Below are 21,031 nucleotides of genomic sequence, written 5' to 3'. Positions count from 1 at the left end.
TTCTGTGTGTTTTTCAAACGCTGTCGATACCGATCGACTACGCGCTGTAAGCCGAGACCCTCTGCGTCTGCGTGCCCAGACCTTCAATACCCAGCTTCACCACCTGTCCGGGCTTCAGATACACCGGTGGCTTCTGTCCCAGGCCCACTCCCGGCGGTGTGCCTGTGGAGATGATGTCGCCCGGCTGCAGGCTCATGAACTTGCTCAGGTAGCTGACGAGATGGGCCACACCGTAGACCATCGTTTTCGTTGATCCGTCCTGGTAGCTATGGCCGTCAACTTCAAGCCACATCTTCAGGTTCTGCGGATCGGGAACTTCGTCCTTCGTCACCAGCCATGGGCCGATGGGACCGAAGGTGTCGGCGCTCTTGCCCTTTACCCACTGGCCGGTGCCCTCAAGCTGGAAAGCGCGTTCGGACAGATCATTGATCACGCAGTATCCGGCAACGTAATCCAGCGCGTCTGCTTCGGAAACGTAGCGGGTTTCACGGCCAATGACCACACCCAACTCAACTTCCCAGTCGGTTTTCTCCGAATCCTTCGGGATGACGATGCCGTCATCTGGGCCGCAGATAGACGATGTGGCCTTCATGAACAGCACGGGCTCCTTAGGCACTTCCATGCCCGATTCGGCGGCGTGGTCGGCGTAATTCAGGCCGATGCACAGGAACTTGCCCACGCGGCCCACGCAGGCCCCCATGCGTGTCCCGGCAGCAACGACGGGCAGGCGGTTCAGGTCCAGCGCAGCCAGCTCCGCCAGCGCCTCCGGACGCAGGGTATCGCCAGCAATATCCGGCACAATGCCGGTCAGATCACGCACGGTTCCATCCGGAGCCACAACGCCGGGATGCTCTTGTCCCGGACGGCCATAACGAACAAGTTTCATGGTCGGTCAGCTTTCCTCTGCCAACCAATGTACTTTGCAACGGCATGGCCTTGCTCACGGTCACCATGAAAGCGCAGGGAATTTGTCCGGCCCCGCGGACGCGCCGTAGAAATTTGCGCGTAGAATTGAGACGATTCAAAATTCACACCGCGACCGTGGCCAACTCCACTTTCGCTGTGCGATGATGCGGCGTCCGCGGACTTTTGGGTAAAGACGGCGTGGCCTTCTTTGCCAGTCTGACGGCGCTTGGAATGTTGAGAAGGGACCTCATGGAAAGCACTGCAAAGCTGAAGTTTCTGGAAGACCGCTGGGACGACGCCGTTGCGTCAAAGCTCGATCCTGCGGAACTGCTCCGTTATCGCTCGAACCTGCTCGGCTCGGACCTGCGCTTGACCAACTTTGGCGGCGGCAACACCTCCTCGAAGCTCGATGAGATCGATCCGCTCACCGGCGACACGGTGAAGGTGCTGTGGGTGAAGGGTTCCGGCGGCGACCTGGGTTCCATCAAGCGCGCGGGCTTTGCCACGCTGTACCTCGACAAGCTGCTGGCGCTGGTGAAGCGCTACCGCGGCGTGGAGCTTGAGGATGAGATGGTGGCCATGTACCCCCTCTGCACCTTCAACAACAACCCCACACCCGCGTCCATCGACACGCCGCTGCACGGCTATCTGCCCTTCCCGCATGTTGACCATCTGCACCCCGACTGGGGTATTGCCCTGGCTGCGTCGGCCAACGGCAAGGACAAGATGGAGCAGTTCAACGCAGAGTTCGGCCACAAGATCGTGTGGGTTCCCTGGCAGCGGCCGGGCTTTGAACTGGGCATGATGCTGGTGAAGGCAGTCGCTGACAATCCCGGCTGCGACGGCATCGTTCTGGGCGGGCACGGCTTGTTCACGTGGGGCGAAACGCAGCGTGAGAGCTATCTGAACACCGTCACCATCATCGACCAGATCGGTCAGTTCATTGAAGCGCACAACCTGAAGAAGGGCGCACCGGCATTCGGTGGAGCGAAGCATACAAACCACGCCGAGCGCGAGGCTCTGGCAGCGCAGTTGATGCCGATCATCCGTGGTGGCGTCTCGCAGAAGCAGCGCCTCATCGGCACCTTCAGCGACAAGGAAGATGTGCTGGAGTTTGTGAACTCCGAGTTCGCAAAGAAGCTGGCGCACCTGGGCACCTCCTGCCCGGACCACTTCATCCGCACCAAGATTCGCCCCATGTACGTCGAGTGGGACGTGAAGGGCGGCGACGTGGAGGGTCTGAAGAAGGCCATCGCTTCCACTCTGGAAACGTATCGCAAGGAGTACGCGCAGTATTACTCCAACCATGCTCTGCCTGAGTCGCCCAAGATGCGCGATCCCAACCCGACGGTAGTTCTGATTCCCGGCGTGGGCATGTTTAGCTTCGGCAAGAACAAGGCAGAAAGCCGCATCACGGGCGAGTTCTATACCAACGCCATCCACGTGATGGGCGGCGCAGGCCAACTGGGCGAAGGCAAGTGCCCGCCGGTGCTGCCGCAGTCTGGTCCTGCTGCGGACACGTCGGCGTTCGCAACGGAAGAGAACTACGTTGCACTGCCGCCCAGCGAAGCTTTCCGCATCGAATACTGGGCGTTGGAAGAAGCCAAGATTCAGCGTCAGCCACCCGAGAAGGAACTCAGCCGTCGCATCGTGATGGTTGTCGGTGGGGCTTCGGGCATCGGTCGCGAGACGGTTCTGCTTGCAGCACAACGTGGAGCACACATCGTCGTTGCCGACCTCACGCAGGAAGGCGCAGACAAGGTTGCTGCGGAGGCGCAGGCGATTGCTGGCAAGGAAGCGGCCATTGGTGTCACCATCGACATCCGCAACCGCGAGAAGATTCGTGAAGCGCTGAACAAGGCGGTTGCAGCTTTCGGTGGTCTCGACATCCTGGTGAACACCGCGGCTATCTTCCCGTCGTCACCCACGGGCGCTATCAGCGACGCGCAATGGGGCACCACGCTTGAGATCAACGTGACGGCCAACTGGCTGCTGGGCGATGAAGCGAACAAGGTCTTCAAGGCACAGGGTCTGCAGGGTTCGTCCATCGTGCTCACCAGCTCGGCCAACGCCGTCGTACCGAAGAAGGGAAGCGAGGTCTACGACATCTCCAAGGCGGCGCTCAGCCACTTGGTACGTGAACTTGCCATCACCTTCTCGCCTGACGTGCGTGTGAACGGCATCAGCCCGGCGACGGTTGTGAAGGGGTCGACGATGTTCCCACGTGACCGCGTGAAGGCTTCGCTTGCCAAGTACAACATCGCCTTTGAAGAGAACGATAGCGATGACGACCTGCGCAACAAGCTGGCGGAGTTCTACGCACGTCGTACGCTGACGCATGTCCCCATTGATCCGAAGGACAACGCAGAGGCAATCCTCTTCATCGGCGGCCCCAAGGCTCCGGTGACCAGCGGCCACCTCATCCCTGTGGATGGCGGGCTGCCGGAAGCCTTCCTTCGTTAGTTCGGAGACCTAACCAAAACGAGGAGCGTGGCCATCTGCCACGCTCCTCGTGTCTGTTCCCCTTATGGAGAAGCACCAAGTGACACCCACCGACACACGCGCACTCGTCGCCATCGACCTTGGAGCGGAAAGCTGCCGCGTCTCGCTGCTGCGCTGGACCGCGAATGGCCCGCAGAGCACACTGGTGCATCGTTTCCTGAATAACGCGGTGGAAACTTCAGAAGGGCTCCGCTGGGACATTACAAACATTGAAGCTGGCCTTATCGAAGGCCTGAAGAAGTGCGCAGACATTGCCACGGAAGGCATCCGTTCCATCGCCGTCGATGGCTGGGCAGTAGACTATGCTCGCCTCGACGAAAACGGCGCGGCCATTGGCGATCCGTACTGCTATCGCGATGTGCGCAATATTGCCAGCGAGAGAGCTGTTCACGAGATTCTCCCCGCGTCGCAGATGCGCGTGCTCACTGCCATCGGCATCATGCGTATCAATACGCTCTACCAGCTTTACGCGGACAAGATGGCGGGCTTGCCGCAGACACGATGGCTGCATCTTCCTGAGTACATTCTCCATCGGTTGGGTGGTCAGGCGGTCAGCGAATACACCAATGCCACGCATACGCAGCTCATTGATCTGCACCGTGGCGAATGGGCCACTGGCATCTTTGAAAAGCTCGATCTTGATCCTGAGATGGCTTCGCCCATCGTGCCGCCAGGAACCATCGTAGGCAAACTTGCCGGGCCGCTTGCATCGCTGCCTGCATTCCGCGATACGCAACTGATCGCGCCCTGCTGCCATGACACAGCGTCGGCCATCGCAGGCATTCCCGACGCTGCAGAGGATTGGGCCTACATCTCCAGCGGTACGTGGTCGCTGGTGGGAACGTTGTTGAAAGAGCCGAACAACTCGCAACCCGCACGCGACGAAAACCTGACCAACTTTGGTGGCGCGGGTGGACGGATCCTCTTCCACAAGAACGTGAACGGCATGTGGTTGCTGCGCAACTGCCTGGACGCGTGGCGTGCCGCCGGACGTGACTGGAGCTTTGAACAATTGCTGCCGCTGGCCGAAGCATTGGGCAAACCGCAATACCTCATCGATGTGGACGCGCCAGACCTTCTGCTGCCCGGCGACATGCCCGCGCGCATCAACCGGCAGCTTGAAGAGAACGGCCATCCCACACTTTCGCCTTATCCCGAAGATGCACCGGGGATGACCGCGCTCATCCTGCACAGTCTCGCCTTCCGCTATGCAGAAGTACTGGATGCCATCGCATCCATCACCGGCAAGAAGCTGAAGAAGGTCTACATCGTGGGCGGAGGCAGCCGCAATGAAGTGCTGAACCGCCTAACGGCGCAGGCGACCGGACTGGAAGTTGTCCGCGGCGCCGTGGAGTCGTCCACGCTGGGCAATTTCGCCGTGCAGATGGCCGCATTGGAAAACTCCGCCGACGCACAAAGCATTGCGGAATGGGCGTCTGCACTGCGGACAGCCTTCTAAAAGCGAAAACCAATGAGGTGCGAACGCCATGTTCGCCCTTCTTTCGAGCACCAAATGTGGCTTTGGTGCTCTGAGACGCTACAATTCCCTTCTGAATGGCACCTACGCAAAAAGAGCTGGCTAAGCTGGCAGGCGTCTCCGCCGGAACGGTTTCGAATGTTGTCAACGGCGTCCCGGGCGTCAGTGAAGCAGCGCGCCAGCGCGTGCTTGCGGCCATCCGTGAACTGAACTATCAGCCGAACCTGATCGCACGCAGCCTCCGCACCAATCGAACGCATACCCTCGGCATTGTTGTGCCGGACATCACTGTGCCGTTCTATCCGCACATTATTCGCGGCGCCGAATCCGCTGCGCGTGAAGCGGGTTACTTCCTGATGGTGCTCGATAGTGAAAACGATCAGGAACGCGAAGGCGCCATGCTGGAACTGCTGCGTTCACAGCGTAGCGAAGGCACCCTGCTGGTAGCCGCGGGTGGCCACGGTTGGACAAAGGAACAGGCCACAGCTGTGACCGCACAGGCACCGCTGGTCTGTCTTGATCGTCTGCCGGAAGGGTTGGCTGTAGATTCCGTCTGCGTAGACGATGCGCGCGCGGCGGCCATGGCCGTCTCGCATCTGGTGGAGCGTGGACATCGTGAGATCGCCGTCATCACCGGCCCACCCACGCTGCGCAACGAACAGGCGCGCCTTCGCGGCTACCGCACCGCCATGCAGCACCATGGTCTTCAGGTTCGCGAACGTCTCGTCTGGCAGGCCGGTTTCCAGCAGGGTGAAATCGCGCGCGTCTGTCAGGAAGGCCTGCTCGGATCTCGGGAACGTCCTACCGCCATCTTCGCCACCAACGGCGTCACCGGGCTGGGTATGTTGAAGGCGCTGTATGCGCTGGGGCTGGAAACACCGCGTGATGTGGCAGTGGTTTGTTTTGATGAACTCAACGGCGAGGACTTTTTTCGTCCCGGCATCACCACCATTGTTCAGCCCGCAACAGATATCGGCGCACGCGCCGTCCAGGTTCTTTTGCGTCGCATTCGCAATAGCGGCGAAGCCCCGTTGCCGTTGGAAACAGTTCGCCTGCCAGCGACGCTGGTGGTGCGAGAATCCAGCAGCGAACCCCATGCAGAGCGCGGAACGGCGCGTCCCCGTAGCAAAAAGCGCGGATAAAACGCGATACACTGGACGCGTCGGAATAACCGCTGCAATCTTACCGTGAAGTTCTCCGCTTGCTTGCCAGGCGGAGGCATGGTGCATTGCATCGCTTGGCCCGCTGACCGCAACGCACGTCCGCGCCCCGGGTCTTCATTGTTTGTAACTTCTTTTTACGGGTGACTGAGAACACATGAAGCATGCAAAGCCGGTACTACTTAGCTTGACGTTTGGCCTTCCGCTGCTGGTCTGGGGCGTTTCTCTGGGCAACGCGGTTTCCGCTCAGTCTGCGGCAGACCAGATGCCCGCCGGTCCCGGTAAAGACATTACCGTGGCCACCTGCACCAAGTGCCACTCCATCACCAACATCACCGGCCAGCACAAGGACCGCGATGGATGGACCGCTACCATCACCAAGATGGTGGGCTACGGTGCTACCGGCTCCGATGAAGATTTTCAGGCCATTCTGGACTACGTCACGAAGAACTACGGTCTGGATAGCGCTGGCGCGGCCGCACCCGCTGCTGCTGCAGCACACAAGATTGCTGTGAACACAGAACCGGCAACCCAGCTTGTTACAGATCTGGGACTGACCGACGACGAGTCGAAGGCACTCGTGGCCTATCGCGATAAGAACGGTAACTTCAAAACGATTGATGATCTGAAGAAAGTGCCGGGCATCGATGCCGCGAAGTTCGATGCGCACGCTGCCGATCTGCAGTTTTAATCAAAACAAGCGAGTAAAAGAAAGGCTCGGCATATGCCGAGCCTTTTTGTATGGGGTGAAAAATCGTGATCTCTAAGCGCCTGAACCTGCTTTGAAGATGTCTTCCGCGTAATAGTTCTCCACCTTCGCCTGATCGCGCAACATTTCGATGTAAGCGCTGCGCAGTAGCTGGCTACGGGTGTTGCGAATCTGATCGCGAATGCTCTGTTGAACCGCAGGATTGTTAAGATCGCGCTGCCCTGCTGCTTCGCGGCTTACCAGATGGATGATCCAATACCCAACCGGTTCTTTTGATCCGGGACGAGTAATTGGCAGGATAGGCGTGTTCTCACCAGCCTTCAATTGGCTCACAGCGTTCCAGATCTGCGGATCCTGCCGTAGTTGGGATTCAGGAACGAAGCCCATGTCCCCGCCATTCGAAGCCGTCTGCGCATCCTCGGAGTAGTTCGCTGCAACCGCACTGAAGTCCGCACCACTATCCAGTTGCGCCTTCAGAGTGGCAATCTTCTTGCGCGCATCAACATCGTTGTTTGCCTTGCTACCCTGCAGGTTAGGCGAAGCCGAACCCTGTGGCAGAGGCTGGCTCGATACCATCACTTGCGCCAGATGAATCTTGTTTTCAATCAGGTTGTAGTCCGCTTTGTGCGAGTTGTAAAAGCTGGAAACTTCGCCGTCGGTCACATTGATTTTGCTGTTGATCTCTTTATTGAACAGCTTTTCCAGCGTCAACTGCTTACGCAGGTCGCGGCGAACCTCATCCAGCGACCGACCACTTTCCTTGAGCATCTGGTTGAACTGCTCTTCGGTGTAGTGGCTCTTCATCTCCGTCAACTTGGCGTCCACTTCTTCATTAGTGGCCGTCAGGTTCATCTTGGCAGCGCGCTGTTCGGTAATCTCCGCATCGATGAGCGTGCGGAGGATGGTCAGCTTGTCGCTCTTTGCCTGTTCTTCCGTGATGGGCTGCTGGTCCTGCTTGCCGCGCTCCTGATCGTCGTAGGTGCGGTCCAGCTCAGAACGCATGATGGCATGGCCATTCACGCTGGCGACCACGTCCGCTCCGTGTTCCTTCTTACACCCTACGGTGGCAACAACGGTGAAAAGACTGAGGGCAGAAAATACCCAGGTGGCGCGATGTGCGGTCTTTAGAAGCATCCGGTGCAATGGTAACGCCTTCGCGCCCGGAGCGCACGATTGCGGCAGAAGCTGTGCAGATTCACGAAACATTATTTAGCCGCCGGAGATTCGGTGGAGGCCGCGGGAGCGTCCAGCGAAGGTAGTGGAACTGCCGGTGGAGGCGTGACTCCCTGAGCCAGCAGGGCGTCATCCACGGCACGATAGACAAACTCGATTGGCACCGCGCCGGTGATCATTTCGCCATTGATGAACAGGGCTGGAACGCCGTTGACACTCAGGCCCTCGCCTTCCTTCATATAGGCCTTCACAGCGGTTTCATCCTGCTTCTCCACGCAGGCATTCAGGCGTTTCATGTCCAGCTTCTGCTTTGCCCCTTCATCCAGCGCGGCGCGGTCCAGTTGCTTCAGAGCCACGGGCAGCGTCTTGTTGTTGTCCTTGGTCTTTGCGTCGGGATCAATGCCGATCGTATCCAGATGGCTGTGCATGTCATCCACGTAGTTCCAGTAGGCTTTGTCGCTCTGGTCTGCCAGGCAGTCGGCGTTTACTGCGGCGTGCAAGCCCCAGGGATGAATCTGGGTTAGAGGGAAGTCCTTATATACGATGCGGACGTTGTTGCCATACCGATTCGTGATGGCCGGAAACATCTGTGCATGCATGCGCGCGCAGAAAGGGCATTCCAGATCGTCATAGACCACGATCTTGACTGGAGCTTTTTCGCTGCCGCCGCGTGCAGGACGGCCTGCATCGCTGGTCAGGGTCGCGGGATCTTTCGACAGGTCGAACGTGTTCATCTGCGCCAGCGACTGATTGTCTTTGCTGATGAGGAAGGCCATGGGCTTGAGGGGCTTGCCATATTCGCCAATGGACACCGTGATCTGGTCGTAGCCGGAAACGGGGCTCGGGTGGCGATCGTTCACCTTCACTTCATAAGTAAAGGGCAACTGTGCCTTCGTGCGGATGAGCAGAGCGATGCGACGCGTTAATTCCGGTGACATCTTCATGGCATCCGCGCCCGCTTGGGCACGGCAACCGCTGCTAAGAATGGTGCTGGCAGCCAGCAGAAGAATTGCGGAAAGACGCGTAGTGCGAGGGAACATCGACATCCTTTCATTATCTCAGGCCTGTTAGACGAACCACTTTTCACAAGGGCACAACGGTGGGATGGTAGCCTAAGGCGAAAGATCGGAGTCTTTACGCCATCATGAATGACGCCTTGAAACCGACCGTGTCCCTTGGAGAGCGCGTGCGCGCTCACATCGCTATTGCGCGGTTGGATCACTCCATCAAAAACCTTTTCGTCCTTCCGGGCGTGATTGTCCCCCTCAGCTCATACCCCGCGCTGCTCGATCGCGACCTTATTGTTCGGTTGGTGCTGGCGTTCTTTTCCATCACATTGGTGGCGTGCAGCAACTACGTCATCAATGAAGTGCTGGATGCGCCTTTTGACCGTCTGCACCCCACTAAAAAGAACCGTCCGGCAGCGCGCGGCCTGGTGAACATCCCCGTAGCCTATATTCAGTGGCTCTGCATGATGCTGGTGGGACTGGCCATTGGCTGGTTCTTCATCGGCAAAATGTTCACCCTGGTGGCACTGATCCTGTGGATCATGGGCTGCCTGTACAACTTCCCGCCGGTTCGCACCAAAGACAAGCCTTACGTGGACGTGCTGACCGAGTCGGTGAACAATCCTCTGCGTATGTTGTTGGGCTGGTATGCAGTGACGTCCGTGCTGGTGCCGCCGGTTTCGCTGCTCGTCGCATACTGGATGATCGGCTGCTACTTCATGGCGCTGAAGCGGTTCAGCGAGCTCAACGAGATCGGCGACCGCGCAGTGGCTGGATCGTATCGCAAGAGCTTCCAGCACTACACACCGGAACGCCTGCTGGTGTCGGTGTTGTTCTATGCGTCGACTGCCATGCTCTTCCTGGGTGCGTTCATCATCCGTTACCGCATGGAATTGATACTTGGCTTCCCGCTGGTGGCCTTCACCATGGCCATCTATCTGCAGATTGCGTTCAAGCCGCAGTCGGCCGTGCAAAATCCGGAAAAGCTGTACCGTGAACCGTTGCTGATGGCGTCGTTCGTTGCCACGTCGCTGGTGATGGCGATTCTGCTCTTCATCCGCATGCCGCGGCTTGAGGAATTCTTCAATCCCACGCTTCCCTCTTCGCCTGCGGTGACCGCACCCGTTCCCCAGGCGCAGTTGCGAAATGATATGGGCTTCAACGGCGAGGTGGCATGACAGCAGCGTCTGAGACCCGATTCAGCCGCACCCTGCTAGTTGTTCTTCTCATCCTTACGGCGGCCAGCGCGCTCGCCTGGGGTCACTATCGTCCGCCTGATCAGGATGAATGGTTCGTCTTTCAGACGGACACAGTCTCTTCCATCAGCAAGCTTGTCGAAGTCCAGCGACATTACCCCATCTCGCTGGACCCGCTCTTCTACCACCTGCTGGGTCACGCATCGACGTCGCTCTTTGGCGCAACAGCGTTTGCTATCCGCCTGCCTTCGTTGCTTGGTTTTTTGCTGATGCAGATTTGCCTGTATGCCGTAGCGAAACGCATCGCGGGAAACTTCACAGGACTCGTTGCTGCGGCTGTCCCTGCAATTACTACAACGCTCTTTTACGCACAGCAAGCGCGACCTTACGGTGTTCTCCTTGGCCTCGGCGCTTTGTTGCTACTCGCCTACCAGCACAGCACACGCGATACGCGGCGGACCTATTGGTTGATTGCCCTTGCTGCATCACTGGCACTTGCGTTGAATACGCATTATTTCGCGATCCTGCTTCTGCTGCCGCTGTATACGGCTGAACTCGTACGCATCATGCAGCGTCGTCGTATTGACTGGCCCATGATCTTCGCCATTGTGGTCGGCTCTGCAGGGGCTTTGCTTACGTTGCCGTTTCAAAAGGGCGCAGGAGAATTTCGGAAGCACTACTACAACGTGGGCAAGATTGGGCTACATGCCATCACGCAGTCGTACCGTGCACTCTTCATCAATTACACGACGTATTCGTTGCGGACGCAGCACATCCTCATCGCGCTGCTCGTGGTAGCGGTGCTAATTTTTGTTGGCGCGCTCCTGGTGCGTTTTCGCGCGAACGATCCGAACGTGCCGCTGGCGGAGAAGGCATTCCTTCTGGTGCTTGCGATACTTCCCTTCTTCGGTTTTCTGCTGGCACGCTTCGTGACGCATTCCATTGAGGTGCGTTACATTCTGCCAGCAATACTGGGACTTTCCGTTCTCATTGCAGTTGCGGTCACACCGCTCGGGCGCAATGCATTTCGTGCGCGTGCTCTGGTTGGAATCGTGTTGGTGCTGGTTGTCGGCGCGGGTTTTTCACGTGCAGCAAATGCGCGGCTGCAAAGACCGACGCGTGAGATGTTGACGATTGCACACGCGGCGGAGCAGCCCGGGCCGATCTACATTCAGAACATGGGCCATTTCGATGAGTTGGGAAATGCTATCGCGGATCCCACGGTGCGCAGTCGCATTGCTGTCGTCTACTCTTCGCCGCTTGAGATTGCACTCGCGCATCACGATACGCAGTCGCTGACCGCGGAACATATGCGGTATTTCACCGGCTACCATGTCGAACGATACGAAGATCTCCGCAGCCAACCCGGTCCTCATTTGATGATTCTGTATCGCGCTGGCGGATGGGATTGGCTGGGTGCAGCATTGCTACAGGACCATGTCACAATCACACCGCTAGGTCCCGCATTGGGAGGCGAGCTCGTTTCCGTCACCTTCGCTCAGAGCTCTCAACCTTGATGCTTCTGAAAAAGACACGCAACAACTGGTAGGAAAAAGTGAACCGCGGCAACTGAACAGTTGCCGCGGTTCGCTTTGTTTGACGAGTGACTACGCTTCCACGGTCTGGGCCTCGTGTCCGGTGACATTGAACGCCAGATGTTCTCCCTTTGCTTCCACTAGCACGTGGTCGCCGTGGCGAACTTCACCATTGAGGATCTTGATAGCCAGTGGATCCTGCACCAGTCGCTGAATCGCACGCTTCAACGGTCGCGCACCATACGCTCGGTCATACCCCGTTGCGAAGACCAGATGCCGTGCTTCCGGCGTCAGTTCCAGCGTGATCTTGCGATCCTTCAGCAGGTTCTCCAGCTCATGCAGACGCAAATCAATGATGCGTGTCAGTTGATCCTCGCCCAGCGCATGGAAGACAACGATATCGTCCACGCGATTCAGGAACTCAGGACGGAAGTGTTTCTTCAACTCTTCCAGTACACGTCCTTTCGCATCATCAAAGCCTTGCGGACCCTCTGCCCATGCGGTTGTTAGAGCGCTTGCACCAATGTTGCTGGTCAAAATAAGTACAGTGTTTTTGAAATCCACCGTACGTCCCTTGCTATCGGTTAAGCGGCCATCGTCCAGAACCTGCAGCAGCACGTTGAACACATCGGGATGCGCCTTTTCGATTTCGTCGAACAGCACAACCGAATAAGGCCGGCGACGCACCGCTTCGGTGAGCTGGCCACCCTCGTCGAAGCCGACATATCCCGGAGGTGCGCCAATCAACCGCGCCACCGCATGCTTCTCCATGTACTCGCTCATGTCGATGCGCACCATCGCCTGGTCGTCATCGAACAGGAACTCAGCAAGCGCACGCGCAGTCTCCGTCTTACCCACGCCCGTGGGCCCGAGGAAGATGAACGAGCCAATCGGTCGTTTCGGATCACTGAGACCTGCACGCGAACGACGGATTGCATTTGCAACAACCACCAGTGCTTCGTCCTGACCGATGACGCGCTCTTGCAGACGCTTCTCCATCTGCACCAGCTTCTGCACTTCGCCTTCAAGCATCTTGCTGACAGGGATGCCGGTCCACCGCGAAACAATCTCCGCAATGTCCTCTTCATCCACTTCTTCTTTCAGCATGCGTGCGGAAGCGCCTGCCTTGATGGCATCCTGCTCACTTTCCAGCGACTTCAGTTCTGCTTCAGCCTTCGGAAGATCACCATACTGAATCGCAGCCGCACGCTCATAGTTGCCGCGACGCGTCTGGTCTTCTGCTTCAAAGCGCAGATTCTCCACCAGCTTCTTCAGGTCGGTGATGCGGCCAATTGCTTCGCGCTCATGCTGCCACTTTGCGCGCAGACCACTCGCCTTCTCGTTCAACTCGGCAAGTTCACGCTCCACATCTTCCAGTCGAGACTTGCTGTTGTCATCTGTCTCGCGCGCAAGCGCCGTCTTCTCAATCTGAAGACTCATCACGCGACGATCAATCGCGTCGATCTCTTCAGGAACTGAGCCGATCTGGATTGCCAGCGAAGCCGCGGCTTCATCCACAAGATCAATCGCCTTGTCTGGCAGAAAGCGATCGCTGATGTAACGATGCGAAAGTTCTGCCGCAGCAATAATGGCGGAGTCCTTGATGCGCACGTTGTGATGCGCCTCGTACTTCTCCTTCAATCCGCGCAGGATGGCGATGGTGTCCTCAACGTTCGGCTCACCTACATACACCTGCTGGAAACGCCGCTCCAGTGCCGCATCCTTCTCGATGTACTTGCGGAACTCATTGAGCGTGGTCGCACCAATCGCACGCAGTTCACCGCGCGCCAGCGCAGGCTTCAGCATGTTGCTTGCGTCGACAGCGCCTTCACTCGCACCCGCGCCGACAAGAGTGTGAAGCTCGTCGATGAACAGAATGATCTGCCCATGCGACTCTTCGATCTCCTTCAGCATCGCCTTCAAACGCTCTTCAAACTCGCCGCGATACTTCGCACCAGCAAGCATGCTCGCAAGATCAAGCGAGATGAGACGCTTGTCTTTCAATGATTCAGGGACGTCACCGCTCACAATGCGGCGCGCGAGTCCTTCCACAATCGCTGTCTTACCCACACCGGGTTCGCCAATCAGAACAGGGTTGTTCTTCGTACGACGCGAGAGTACCTGCACCACGCGACGAATCTCTTCATCGCGGCCAATAACGGGGTCCAAACGTCCTTCGCGCGCCTGCTTGGTCACATCCTTGCCGTACTTTTCCAGCGCCTGGAATTTGCCCTCAGGATTCTGGTCCGTCACGCGCTGCGTTCCACGTACGCTGGTCAGCGCCTTCAGAATCGCATCATGCGATGCACCGAGCGCGTTCAACGCGTCACGCGTCGGGTCGCCCTTCTGCTGCGCCAATGCCAGCAGAAGATGCTCCGTCGAAACAAACTCATCCTTAAAGTTGTCGGCTTCCTTGAACGCCTGCTCCAGCACCTTCGTCAGCGCCGCACCAGCATTGGGGTTCTGCTGCACTCCCTGGATCTTCGGCAAACGCTCAATTGCGGCATTCACGTTCGCCAGCAGCTGCTGCGCCGGCACGCCAATTTTCTCCAGCACTGGCAGCACGATGCCTTCACGGTCTTCCAACAGAGCCGCCAACAGGTGCAGCGGCATCACTTCCGGATTGCCGTTTTCCGCGGCCATCTGCCCAGCGGCCTGCACCGCCTCCTGGCTCTTGACCGTCATCTTGTCCCACTTGATCGCCATCGAACTGTCTCCTGTTACTCGAAATATTAGGCGTTACTGTCCCCGGAAAAATCGGGGTTGCCGGGACAATTCACGGCAACCCCACAGCACTCAACGCGACCTGCTCACCTCCGCGGAGTGCAAACTGCATCGCCGTCTTACGCGGCTTTCTGCTCGGCTGAGGCGGGCTGGTTTTCCTTCGCCTCAATCTGATTTGCAGCGACCGAAACTTTGATCTGTTTCGGCTGTGCGGTTGCCTTTTTCGGCAACTCAATCACCAACACGCCGTTCTCGCTCTGTGCCGTCACCTGCTCCGTGTCTACCGATTGGGGCAGGGTAAAGCTACGTACGAACGACCCGAACCGGCGTTCGATGCGGCGGAAGTTGTCTTCCTTCTGCTCACCAGCCCAGGCACGTTCGCCCTTTACGGTCAGCACGTTGTTTTCCACGCGCACATCCACACCCTCGGGCTTGATGCCGGGGATCTCGAAGGTCAGCGCCAGTTTCTGCGCGTCCTCATAGATATCGACCGCCGGAACGAACGAACCAGCTTGCAGGCTCTCGCCCTCCGTTGTTTGCGGACGGGAGAAGTCATGAAAGATGGAGTTCAGCCGGTTCTGCAGCGCGGCTACATCGGAAAACGGTGTAAAACGGGTGATCGTCATTTCTCTATCTCCTTAAATCTGCATAACTTGCGAGGCCAGTAGCATCTCACGGGGAGTCGGGCCTCTGTACTATCTGATGCAGATAGTAGCATGAAGTTGCAGATTATATGAGCGCGATACGCTCATATATAGAGAAAAATTTAACGGCTGGCAGTCCTGAATAACTGCCAGCCGCCACATCCCCCGGGAAGGTTTTGTTTTCTTACAGTTTGAAAATGGAGTTGGAAAAGGGGGTTGCGGGTGGGGGAGCGTCCTTATCGTACTGAATTGGTGCAAACGGACGCGGATGTTCATCGGTTGCGTGTTCTTCGTGCTTGGTTGCGGTCACCGTATGCAGCGAGTTGTGCTTTTTGCCGATTTTGCGCGACAGATGGCTGTGGTTGGATGAGTTGTGCGAGAGAAAACTCATGGGGATAACCTCCTAACGTCCTCGATCTACGTCAGAGGTGCTCGTCTGAGCGGGTCCAAGAGGGTGCGGTCGAGAGCGGCAATACCAACCGGGGTCGGCCAGGCCCAGAGGGGCGGGCTGAAGGCGAATGACACCTCCCTGCCGCGCAGCATACGCCTGCCGCGCGATAATCGGCAAGCCGTACCCGCTATTTTCCGACTTTTGGAGGATGTTCCCGTTCTACTTACGGCTGGGCAGGGGATCCTTCTTCACTTTCACCACAAAATAGGTGAAAGAACCACCTTCGGGAATGATCAGTTGGTGAGCGATCTCTGGATCAATGTGAGCTACCGCACCCGCCTTCATAACCTTGGAAACACCGCCAGCCACGCCCGTCCCCTTTTGTTCGCCGGGGGCCGTGGTCCTCGCGTTTTCCAGGTGCCCTCCGCTTACCAGCGTTGCCTCACCCGCAACGGCGACGAACACATCCACCCAATCGCGGTGCTGTTCAGCTTCGCCTGTCTTTGCGCGTGTCGTAATTCCCAGGGAGTGGTTTCCATATCCGCCCAGGGGTTGCGGATACACGCCCATCTCTGCCTTTGCCGCGTCTGTTGTCGTGGCTTTGGTCCAGTTCTGCATTTGTTGGTCGGTGAATACTTCCGCGGAGGTGAAGGGTTCACCGGTCAGCTTGATCGTGCCTTTCTTTCGAAAGCCTGCAATGCGATGAAACGTCAGGTAGTTCGCATCGTGAAAGTTGTGTGCGGTCCCCTGGTCATCGTCGAACGCCGTGCGTGAGGCTACGATGATGTCGCTGCCATCGAACTGCCAATCGACATACTGAAAGCCATGCACACGCGACTCGGGGTGATGCAGCACAATCTCGCGAGGCGTCCATTGCGTCAGGTCGGGGGAACTCATCAGGGCCAGGGTATTCCGCACACTTGCAGGGGAACTCACGGCCATGGCTTCTCCCGGCAGCGCGGGGTTTGACAGCGTCCAGTACAGCTTCGACACAGGATCGAAGCGAATGGAAAACTTCGTTGCGCCACCGGGAAAGTTCACAAAGCGATTCAGCTTCATGCGGTGGTCGGTGAGTTTCAGCACGGCGGCGCGCGACGCGTTGTTCACGCGCAGAATGTCCAGCATCGAACCGTCACGGTCAACTACGGCATTGCCTTCCAGCCACGTATCGCCGAAGTCGCCTACGGGAAATGACAGCCGATCTGCCATGGTCCAGCTTGTGGGTTTGGTGAGATCGCTGTCCACGGACGCCCACATCATGAATGCCTGGAAGGAACCCCACGGCCCTTTGGGGTGGAATTCAAACGCTCGGTAGATCTTGCCGTCATGAATCACCACAGGCACCGGCGCCGTATGGTATCCCGTGTCTTCCGTAAGAAAGTGGGTATCGCTCCATGTTTTGCCATTGTCGTCTGACTCGCGGATGACGATCCGACCGTACTCGTAGCTGGTGCCCATCAGATAGATGTGGTTCTTCAGCACAGACAGGTTCGACCAGAACTGATCTTTTACCTCGGCGACTTTCGTCCACGTTACGCCACGGTCATGAGAAAGGAAGATTCGCGATACGGCAGATACGGTGCTGGTGGATCCGGGGCCGAACAGGTCATGCGACGCGATGTAGTCACCATTCGGCGCAATGACAATAGAAGGGGAACCAACATATTCGCGGCTCGCAACCGGCTGATGGTCAATCACCACGCCCGGGACTTTTTGGCCAAAGGCAGTGGTGCTCAGGACAAGAAAACCAAGCAGGGCGCGAGTACGGAATCGCATGACGGCTCCTCAAACAAATAAGCGGCCCTCTTAAGAGAGCCGCTGCAGACAATAGAAGTGAGAGTACCGCCTCTTGGGACAAGAGGCTATGGTAAGCAGAACAAAGCTGTCCTTACTGGTTGCCCAGGAGCTGGAGAAGCTACAGGATGTAGCGGCTCAGATCCTGGTTCTTCACAATTCCTGCTACCTGTTGCCGAACGTATTCGCGGTCGATCAGCACCACGCGTTCCACGCCGCCTTCCACCTGCCGTTCCAATACTGGCAGAGGATGTGCGTTTTCCGGCTGTGCGGCGCCGCGGGGCTGCTGCACGGTGCTGGGTTCCACCTGGGCGACGACGCCGTTCACGGCAGGCTGCGCGTTCTTGATCAGGTCCGGCGCCTGGAAGCTGATCTCATCCAGAACGCGTTCCATGATGGTGTGCAGGCGGCGCGCGCCGATGTTTTCAGTGGTTTCGTTCACATTGAAGGCAAACGATGCCATCTCTTCCAGTGCATCGGGCTGGAACTCCAGCTTCAGGCCTTCGGTTTCCAGCAGAGCGATGGACTGTTTCACCAGCGACGACTTCGGCTCTGTCAGGATGCGGATGAAGTCTTCCACGGTGAGCGACTGCAGCTCCACGCGAATAGGGAAGCGGCCCTGCAGTTCGGGGATCAGATCGCTGGGCTTGGAAACGTGGAACGCACCCGCCGCGATGAACAAAATGTGATCCGTTGAAACGAAGCCATACTTCGTGTTCACGGTGGTGCCTTCCACAATGGGCAGAATGTCGCGCTGCACGCCCTCACGACTGATATCGGGACCATGGCCGCCTTCGCGTCCGGCGATCTTGTCGATCTCATCCAGGAAGACGATGCCCGAATCTTCCACGCGCTCGATGGCAGTGCGTGTCACCAGATCCATGTCGATCAGGCGGCCTTCTTCCTCACTGATGAGGTACTCGAAGGCTTCGTTCACCTTCATCTTCTTCTTGCTCTTGCGTGGCCCAAAGAGTCCGGGAAGGATGTCCTTCAGATTGACATCGGCATCTTCGGCACCGCCCACGCCTACGATTTCAAACTGTGGCTGGTTGCGATCGCGCGCATCCAGTTCCACGATCTGGTCGTCCAGCTTTCCTTCGCGAAACTGCTGGCGGAGCTTCTCGCGTGTGCGCTCCTGTGTATGCGGTTCTTCCGGTTTTGGTTCAGCCGACGCATCAAAATCAATCGCAACGGCAGGCGTTCCCGCAACATGGACGGGCTTGTCCTGCGCAGCTTTCAGCGTTTCAGGAGCAGGCGGCAGCAGCAGGTCCAGCAAACGCTCTTCGGCGTTGCGTTCTGCCTTGTCCTCCGTCTCTTCCAGCTTCTCTTCGCGCACCATTTCAATGGCGGTTTCAACCAGGTCGCGCACGATGGATTCCACATCGCGACCCACGTACCCCACTTCAGTGAACTTGCTGGCTTCCACTTTTAGAAACGGCGAATTGGTTAACTTAGCTAACCGTCGCGCAATCTCTGTTTTACCCACGCCCGTCGCGCCAATCATGATGATGTTCTTCGGCATGATTTCGTCGGCAAGCTCAGGAGGCAGTTTCTGGCGACGCTGACGATTGCGCAGTGCAATGGCTACCGCGCGTTTCGCAGCGTACTGGCCCACGACATACTTATCCAGCTCCGCAACGATCTCGCGCGGCGTCATCTCTTCCAGCGCGACGGCCTGGTCTTCTGCAATTCCGGGAAGGTAAATGGCCATTAGAGCTCCTCCACGGCGATGTTGCTGTTTGTGTAGATACAGATCTCTGCGGCAATCTTCATGCCTTTTTCGACGATTTCGCGTGCGGAAAGGTCTGTGTTTTCAAGCAATGCCTGTGCTGCAGCCTGCGCGAACGATCCGCCAGAGCCGATGGTCATGATGGCGCCATCGCCGGTCATGTCCGGTTCAATGACGTCGCCATTGCCGCCCAGCAGGTACATGTGTTCCTTGTCGGCGACCAGCAGCAGCGCTTCAAGCTGGCGCAGCATCTTGTCTGTACGCCAATCCTTGGCAAGCTCTACAGCGGCGCGCGGCAGATTTCCGGCAAACTGCTCCAGCTTGCCCTCAAAGCGCGAGAACAGCGAGAACGCATCCGCCGTCGATCCCGCGAATCCGGCCAGCACCTTGTCCTGATACAGCCGACGCAGCTTTTTAGCGCCTGACTTCATCACGGCTGAGCCAAGAGTCACCTGTCCATCGGCGGCCATGACGACCTTTCCGTTGCGACGAACGCAAAGGACGGTTGTGGACCGAATGCGGCGTCCATCTCCCGTGTCGTACGGGTGCATCGCGGGCTGTGCGGAGTGCGTGGTTTCTGTCATGGAATCGCTGCGTAAAGACAGCTCAGAACGAGTGCCAGAGGAAGTGTGCATCACTCACCAGTATACGCCCGCAACAGCCCTAAATCACTGGCTCCGCCTCGCCGTGAGTCACCTTCCGCGCCAGCACCATCAGCACCACCACCAGCAGCAGCGCGCTGAAGTACATGTAGCTCTGGATGATGTTCCATCCGTGATACGGCGCGGCCTTGTTGAACGCCAGCCACGCATTCATGGTGAACAGCGACGCCACGCCCAGCAGCCAGGGACGCTTCTGCTGCCAGCATCCATAGGCGAACCATACCCACGCGAACGCCCCGCAAACGATGCCGTAGTGGTGCTCCCAGGCCATGGGGGAAGCGGCTACGGACACAATGCCCATCGCTGCAAGATCAGCCGCGGATGCGCGCAGCTTACCCCACGGAAACAGCAGCACTGCGCCCATTAGCACCAGCGCAGTCGTAACCGTCGTCAGGTACACCCAGCGGATGTACGGCGTGTAGAGCAGGGGAGTGTAGGAGATATTTTCGCCATTGCCGATGGCGCGGTTCAGCGTGCCGAACATGCTCTGGTTGCCGTAGTGAGACTGCGCCTTCTTGCTCAGTCCCGCCAGCACGTGCAGGAAGTCCAGGTTGTTATGAACTCCGAAAACAATCACGGAAAGCAGCAGAAGTACTGCCGATGTGGCCAGAAATGCAATCGTAGCGTTCCAGCGCTTGCGCACGGCCATCCAGATCAACAACAGTCCATACTGAGGCTTCACAAAAGCCAGCAGCGCGCCTACAACTCCTCCCGCAGCTTCTTTACCCTCAGACCACAGCAGAAGCAGTAACGCGAATTCAAACGATAGGTACGTCTGCGCATTGCCCAGGGAGTAGCCCTTCAGCAGCGGATAGCAGAAGAGCACCGCTGCGAATACGGCGACAATGGTTTCCCATGTCATGCGTACGCCGCGCGCTTTCAGATAGCGGTGTCCCATTGCCAGCGCCACACCCGCGATGCCCACCAGCGCCAGCCAAGAAGTGATCGCAAGAAATCGCAGCATGGCAACATCACCCATGCCCAGCTTCTTTAACGCCCAAAGCGGCAGAATGCTGGCCAGCGAGTAGATCAGCGTGTCGTACAGCGGTGCGTAGTAGATGGGCAGCGTGGGGTGTTGCAGGAAGTAGTCCACGGACCGCATCATGGGCAGCCAGGAATCCGTCCATGTGTGAACGGTCCAGAAGTCGTGCAACATGCCGCCGAGTGTGCCGGGGTTACCCCATCCAAACAGCTTGAACAGAATGCGAGGAACGAAGTTCGACAATACAAGACTGCTCATTACAAACAGCAGCAGACGACGGCCATGCGCAGGATCACTGTGACGTGGACTCATTCCACTCCAGTACAGCACGGACGCCGCAGCTTTGCCACGCCCATGGGTCCTCATGCGTTGTCGGTCTGAAAGGTGATCCTATTCGTCGGGACGTACGTATTCCTGTTTCGTTCCACGCTCCGACAGTC

General features: G+C 57.8%; 16 protein-coding genes. 6 read left to right on the top strand and 10 right to left on the bottom strand.

Annotated elements, in window-relative coordinates; all coding sequences use genetic code 11:
• Window positions 1-37: 37 nt before the first annotated feature.
• Window positions 38-886 carry a fumarylacetoacetate hydrolase family protein gene (locus tag M504_RS10690; RefSeq protein ID WP_047491049.1) on the bottom strand — a complete coding sequence of 283 codons (849 nt, stop codon included), beginning with the start codon at window positions 884-886 and terminating at the stop codon, window positions 38-40.
• A gap of 269 nt (window positions 887-1,155) precedes the next feature.
• On the opposite strand from M504_RS10690, the gene M504_RS10685 reads away from it, so the two are divergent.
• From M504_RS10685 to M504_RS10670, 4 genes are all read left to right on the top strand, one after another.
• Window positions 1,156-3,369: a bifunctional rhamnulose-1-phosphate aldolase/short-chain dehydrogenase gene (locus M504_RS10685; protein ID WP_047491046.1), complete on the top strand. Its 2,214-nt coding sequence runs from the start codon at window positions 1,156-1,158 to the stop codon at window positions 3,367-3,369.
• A 79-nt stretch (window positions 3,370-3,448) separates the two neighbouring features.
• Window positions 3,449-4,867 (top strand): rhamnulokinase family protein, encoded by a 1,419-nt coding sequence (locus M504_RS10680; protein ID WP_047491042.1) that lies wholly within the window; start codon window positions 3,449-3,451, stop codon window positions 4,865-4,867.
• A 95-nt stretch (window positions 4,868-4,962) separates the two neighbouring features.
• Entirely contained in the window at window positions 4,963-6,027 is a 1,065-nt protein-coding gene (locus M504_RS10675; protein WP_047491040.1) for a LacI family DNA-binding transcriptional regulator, read from the top strand.
• A 175-nt stretch (window positions 6,028-6,202) separates the two neighbouring features.
• Complete coding sequence (locus M504_RS10670; RefSeq protein ID WP_047491039.1) at window positions 6,203-6,736, top strand: helix-hairpin-helix domain-containing protein; 534 nt, start codon at window positions 6,203-6,205, stop codon at window positions 6,734-6,736.
• A gap of 72 nt (window positions 6,737-6,808) precedes the next feature.
• Here the strand turns inward: M504_RS10670 and M504_RS10665 are convergent, their stop codons facing one another.
• The gene (locus M504_RS10665; RefSeq protein WP_232296244.1) at window positions 6,809-7,960 is read right to left on the bottom strand and encodes a SurA N-terminal domain-containing protein; all 1,152 of its coding nucleotides are present in this window, start codon (window positions 7,958-7,960) and stop codon (window positions 6,809-6,811) included.
• On the bottom strand, window positions 7,960-8,973 hold the full coding sequence (locus M504_RS10660; RefSeq protein ID WP_052200620.1) for a thioredoxin domain-containing protein: 1,014 nt from the start codon (window positions 8,971-8,973) through the stop codon (window positions 7,960-7,962). Before M504_RS10660 ends, M504_RS10665 begins: the two co-directional genes overlap by 1 nt.
• A gap of 98 nt (window positions 8,974-9,071) precedes the next feature.
• Between M504_RS10660 and M504_RS10655 the strand changes: the two genes are divergently transcribed.
• Both M504_RS10655 and M504_RS10650 read left to right on the top strand, forming a co-directional pair.
• On the top strand, window positions 9,072-10,112 hold the full coding sequence (locus tag M504_RS10655; protein WP_084214264.1) for a UbiA prenyltransferase family protein: 1,041 nt from the start codon (window positions 9,072-9,074) through the stop codon (window positions 10,110-10,112).
• Complete coding sequence (locus tag M504_RS10650) at window positions 10,109-11,647, top strand: glycosyltransferase family 39 protein (protein WP_047491035.1); 1,539 nt, start codon at window positions 10,109-10,111, stop codon at window positions 11,645-11,647. Before M504_RS10655 ends, M504_RS10650 begins: the two co-directional genes overlap by 4 nt.
• A 90-nt stretch (window positions 11,648-11,737) precedes the next feature.
• Here the strand turns inward: M504_RS10650 and clpB are convergent, their stop codons facing one another.
• From clpB to M504_RS10615, 7 genes are all read right to left on the bottom strand, one after another.
• Window positions 11,738-14,371 (bottom strand): ATP-dependent chaperone ClpB, encoded by a 2,634-nt coding sequence (clpB, locus tag M504_RS10645; RefSeq protein ID WP_047491033.1) that lies wholly within the window; start codon window positions 14,369-14,371, stop codon window positions 11,738-11,740.
• Between the two features lie 137 nt (window positions 14,372-14,508).
• Entirely contained in the window at window positions 14,509-15,015 is a 507-nt protein-coding gene (locus M504_RS10640) for an Hsp20/alpha crystallin family protein (protein ID WP_047491029.1), read from the bottom strand.
• Window positions 15,016-15,217: 202 nt separating this feature from the next.
• Window positions 15,218-15,424: a hypothetical protein gene (locus tag M504_RS10635; RefSeq protein ID WP_047491026.1), complete on the bottom strand. Its 207-nt coding sequence runs from the start codon at window positions 15,422-15,424 to the stop codon at window positions 15,218-15,220.
• 219 nt (window positions 15,425-15,643) lie between these two features.
• On the bottom strand, window positions 15,644-17,200 hold the full coding sequence (locus tag M504_RS10630; protein WP_052200619.1) for a sialidase family protein: 1,557 nt from the start codon (window positions 17,198-17,200) through the stop codon (window positions 15,644-15,646).
• A gap of 139 nt (window positions 17,201-17,339) precedes the next feature.
• Window positions 17,340-18,929: an ATP-dependent protease ATPase subunit HslU gene (hslU, locus tag M504_RS10625; protein WP_047491023.1), complete on the bottom strand. Its 1,590-nt coding sequence runs from the start codon at window positions 18,927-18,929 to the stop codon at window positions 17,340-17,342.
• Window positions 18,929-19,498, bottom strand: coding sequence for an ATP-dependent protease subunit HslV (hslV, locus tag M504_RS10620; protein WP_047494454.1), 570 nt, complete (start codon window positions 19,496-19,498; stop codon window positions 18,929-18,931). Before hslV ends, hslU begins: the two co-directional genes overlap by 1 nt.
• A gap of 112 nt (window positions 19,499-19,610) precedes the next feature.
• Window positions 19,611-20,903 carry a glycosyltransferase family 87 protein gene (locus M504_RS10615; protein ID WP_047491019.1) on the bottom strand — a complete coding sequence of 431 codons (1,293 nt, stop codon included), beginning with the start codon at window positions 20,901-20,903 and terminating at the stop codon, window positions 19,611-19,613.
• Window positions 20,904-21,031 lie beyond the last annotated feature (128 nt).

It is taken from the genome of Terriglobus sp. TAA 43, from assembly GCF_000800015.1.
GTDB lineage: Bacteria > Acidobacteriota > Terriglobia > Terriglobales > Acidobacteriaceae > Terriglobus.
The sequence above is the reverse complement of the archived record's forward strand: the minus strand, read 5'-3'. Positions and strand labels throughout refer to the sequence as shown.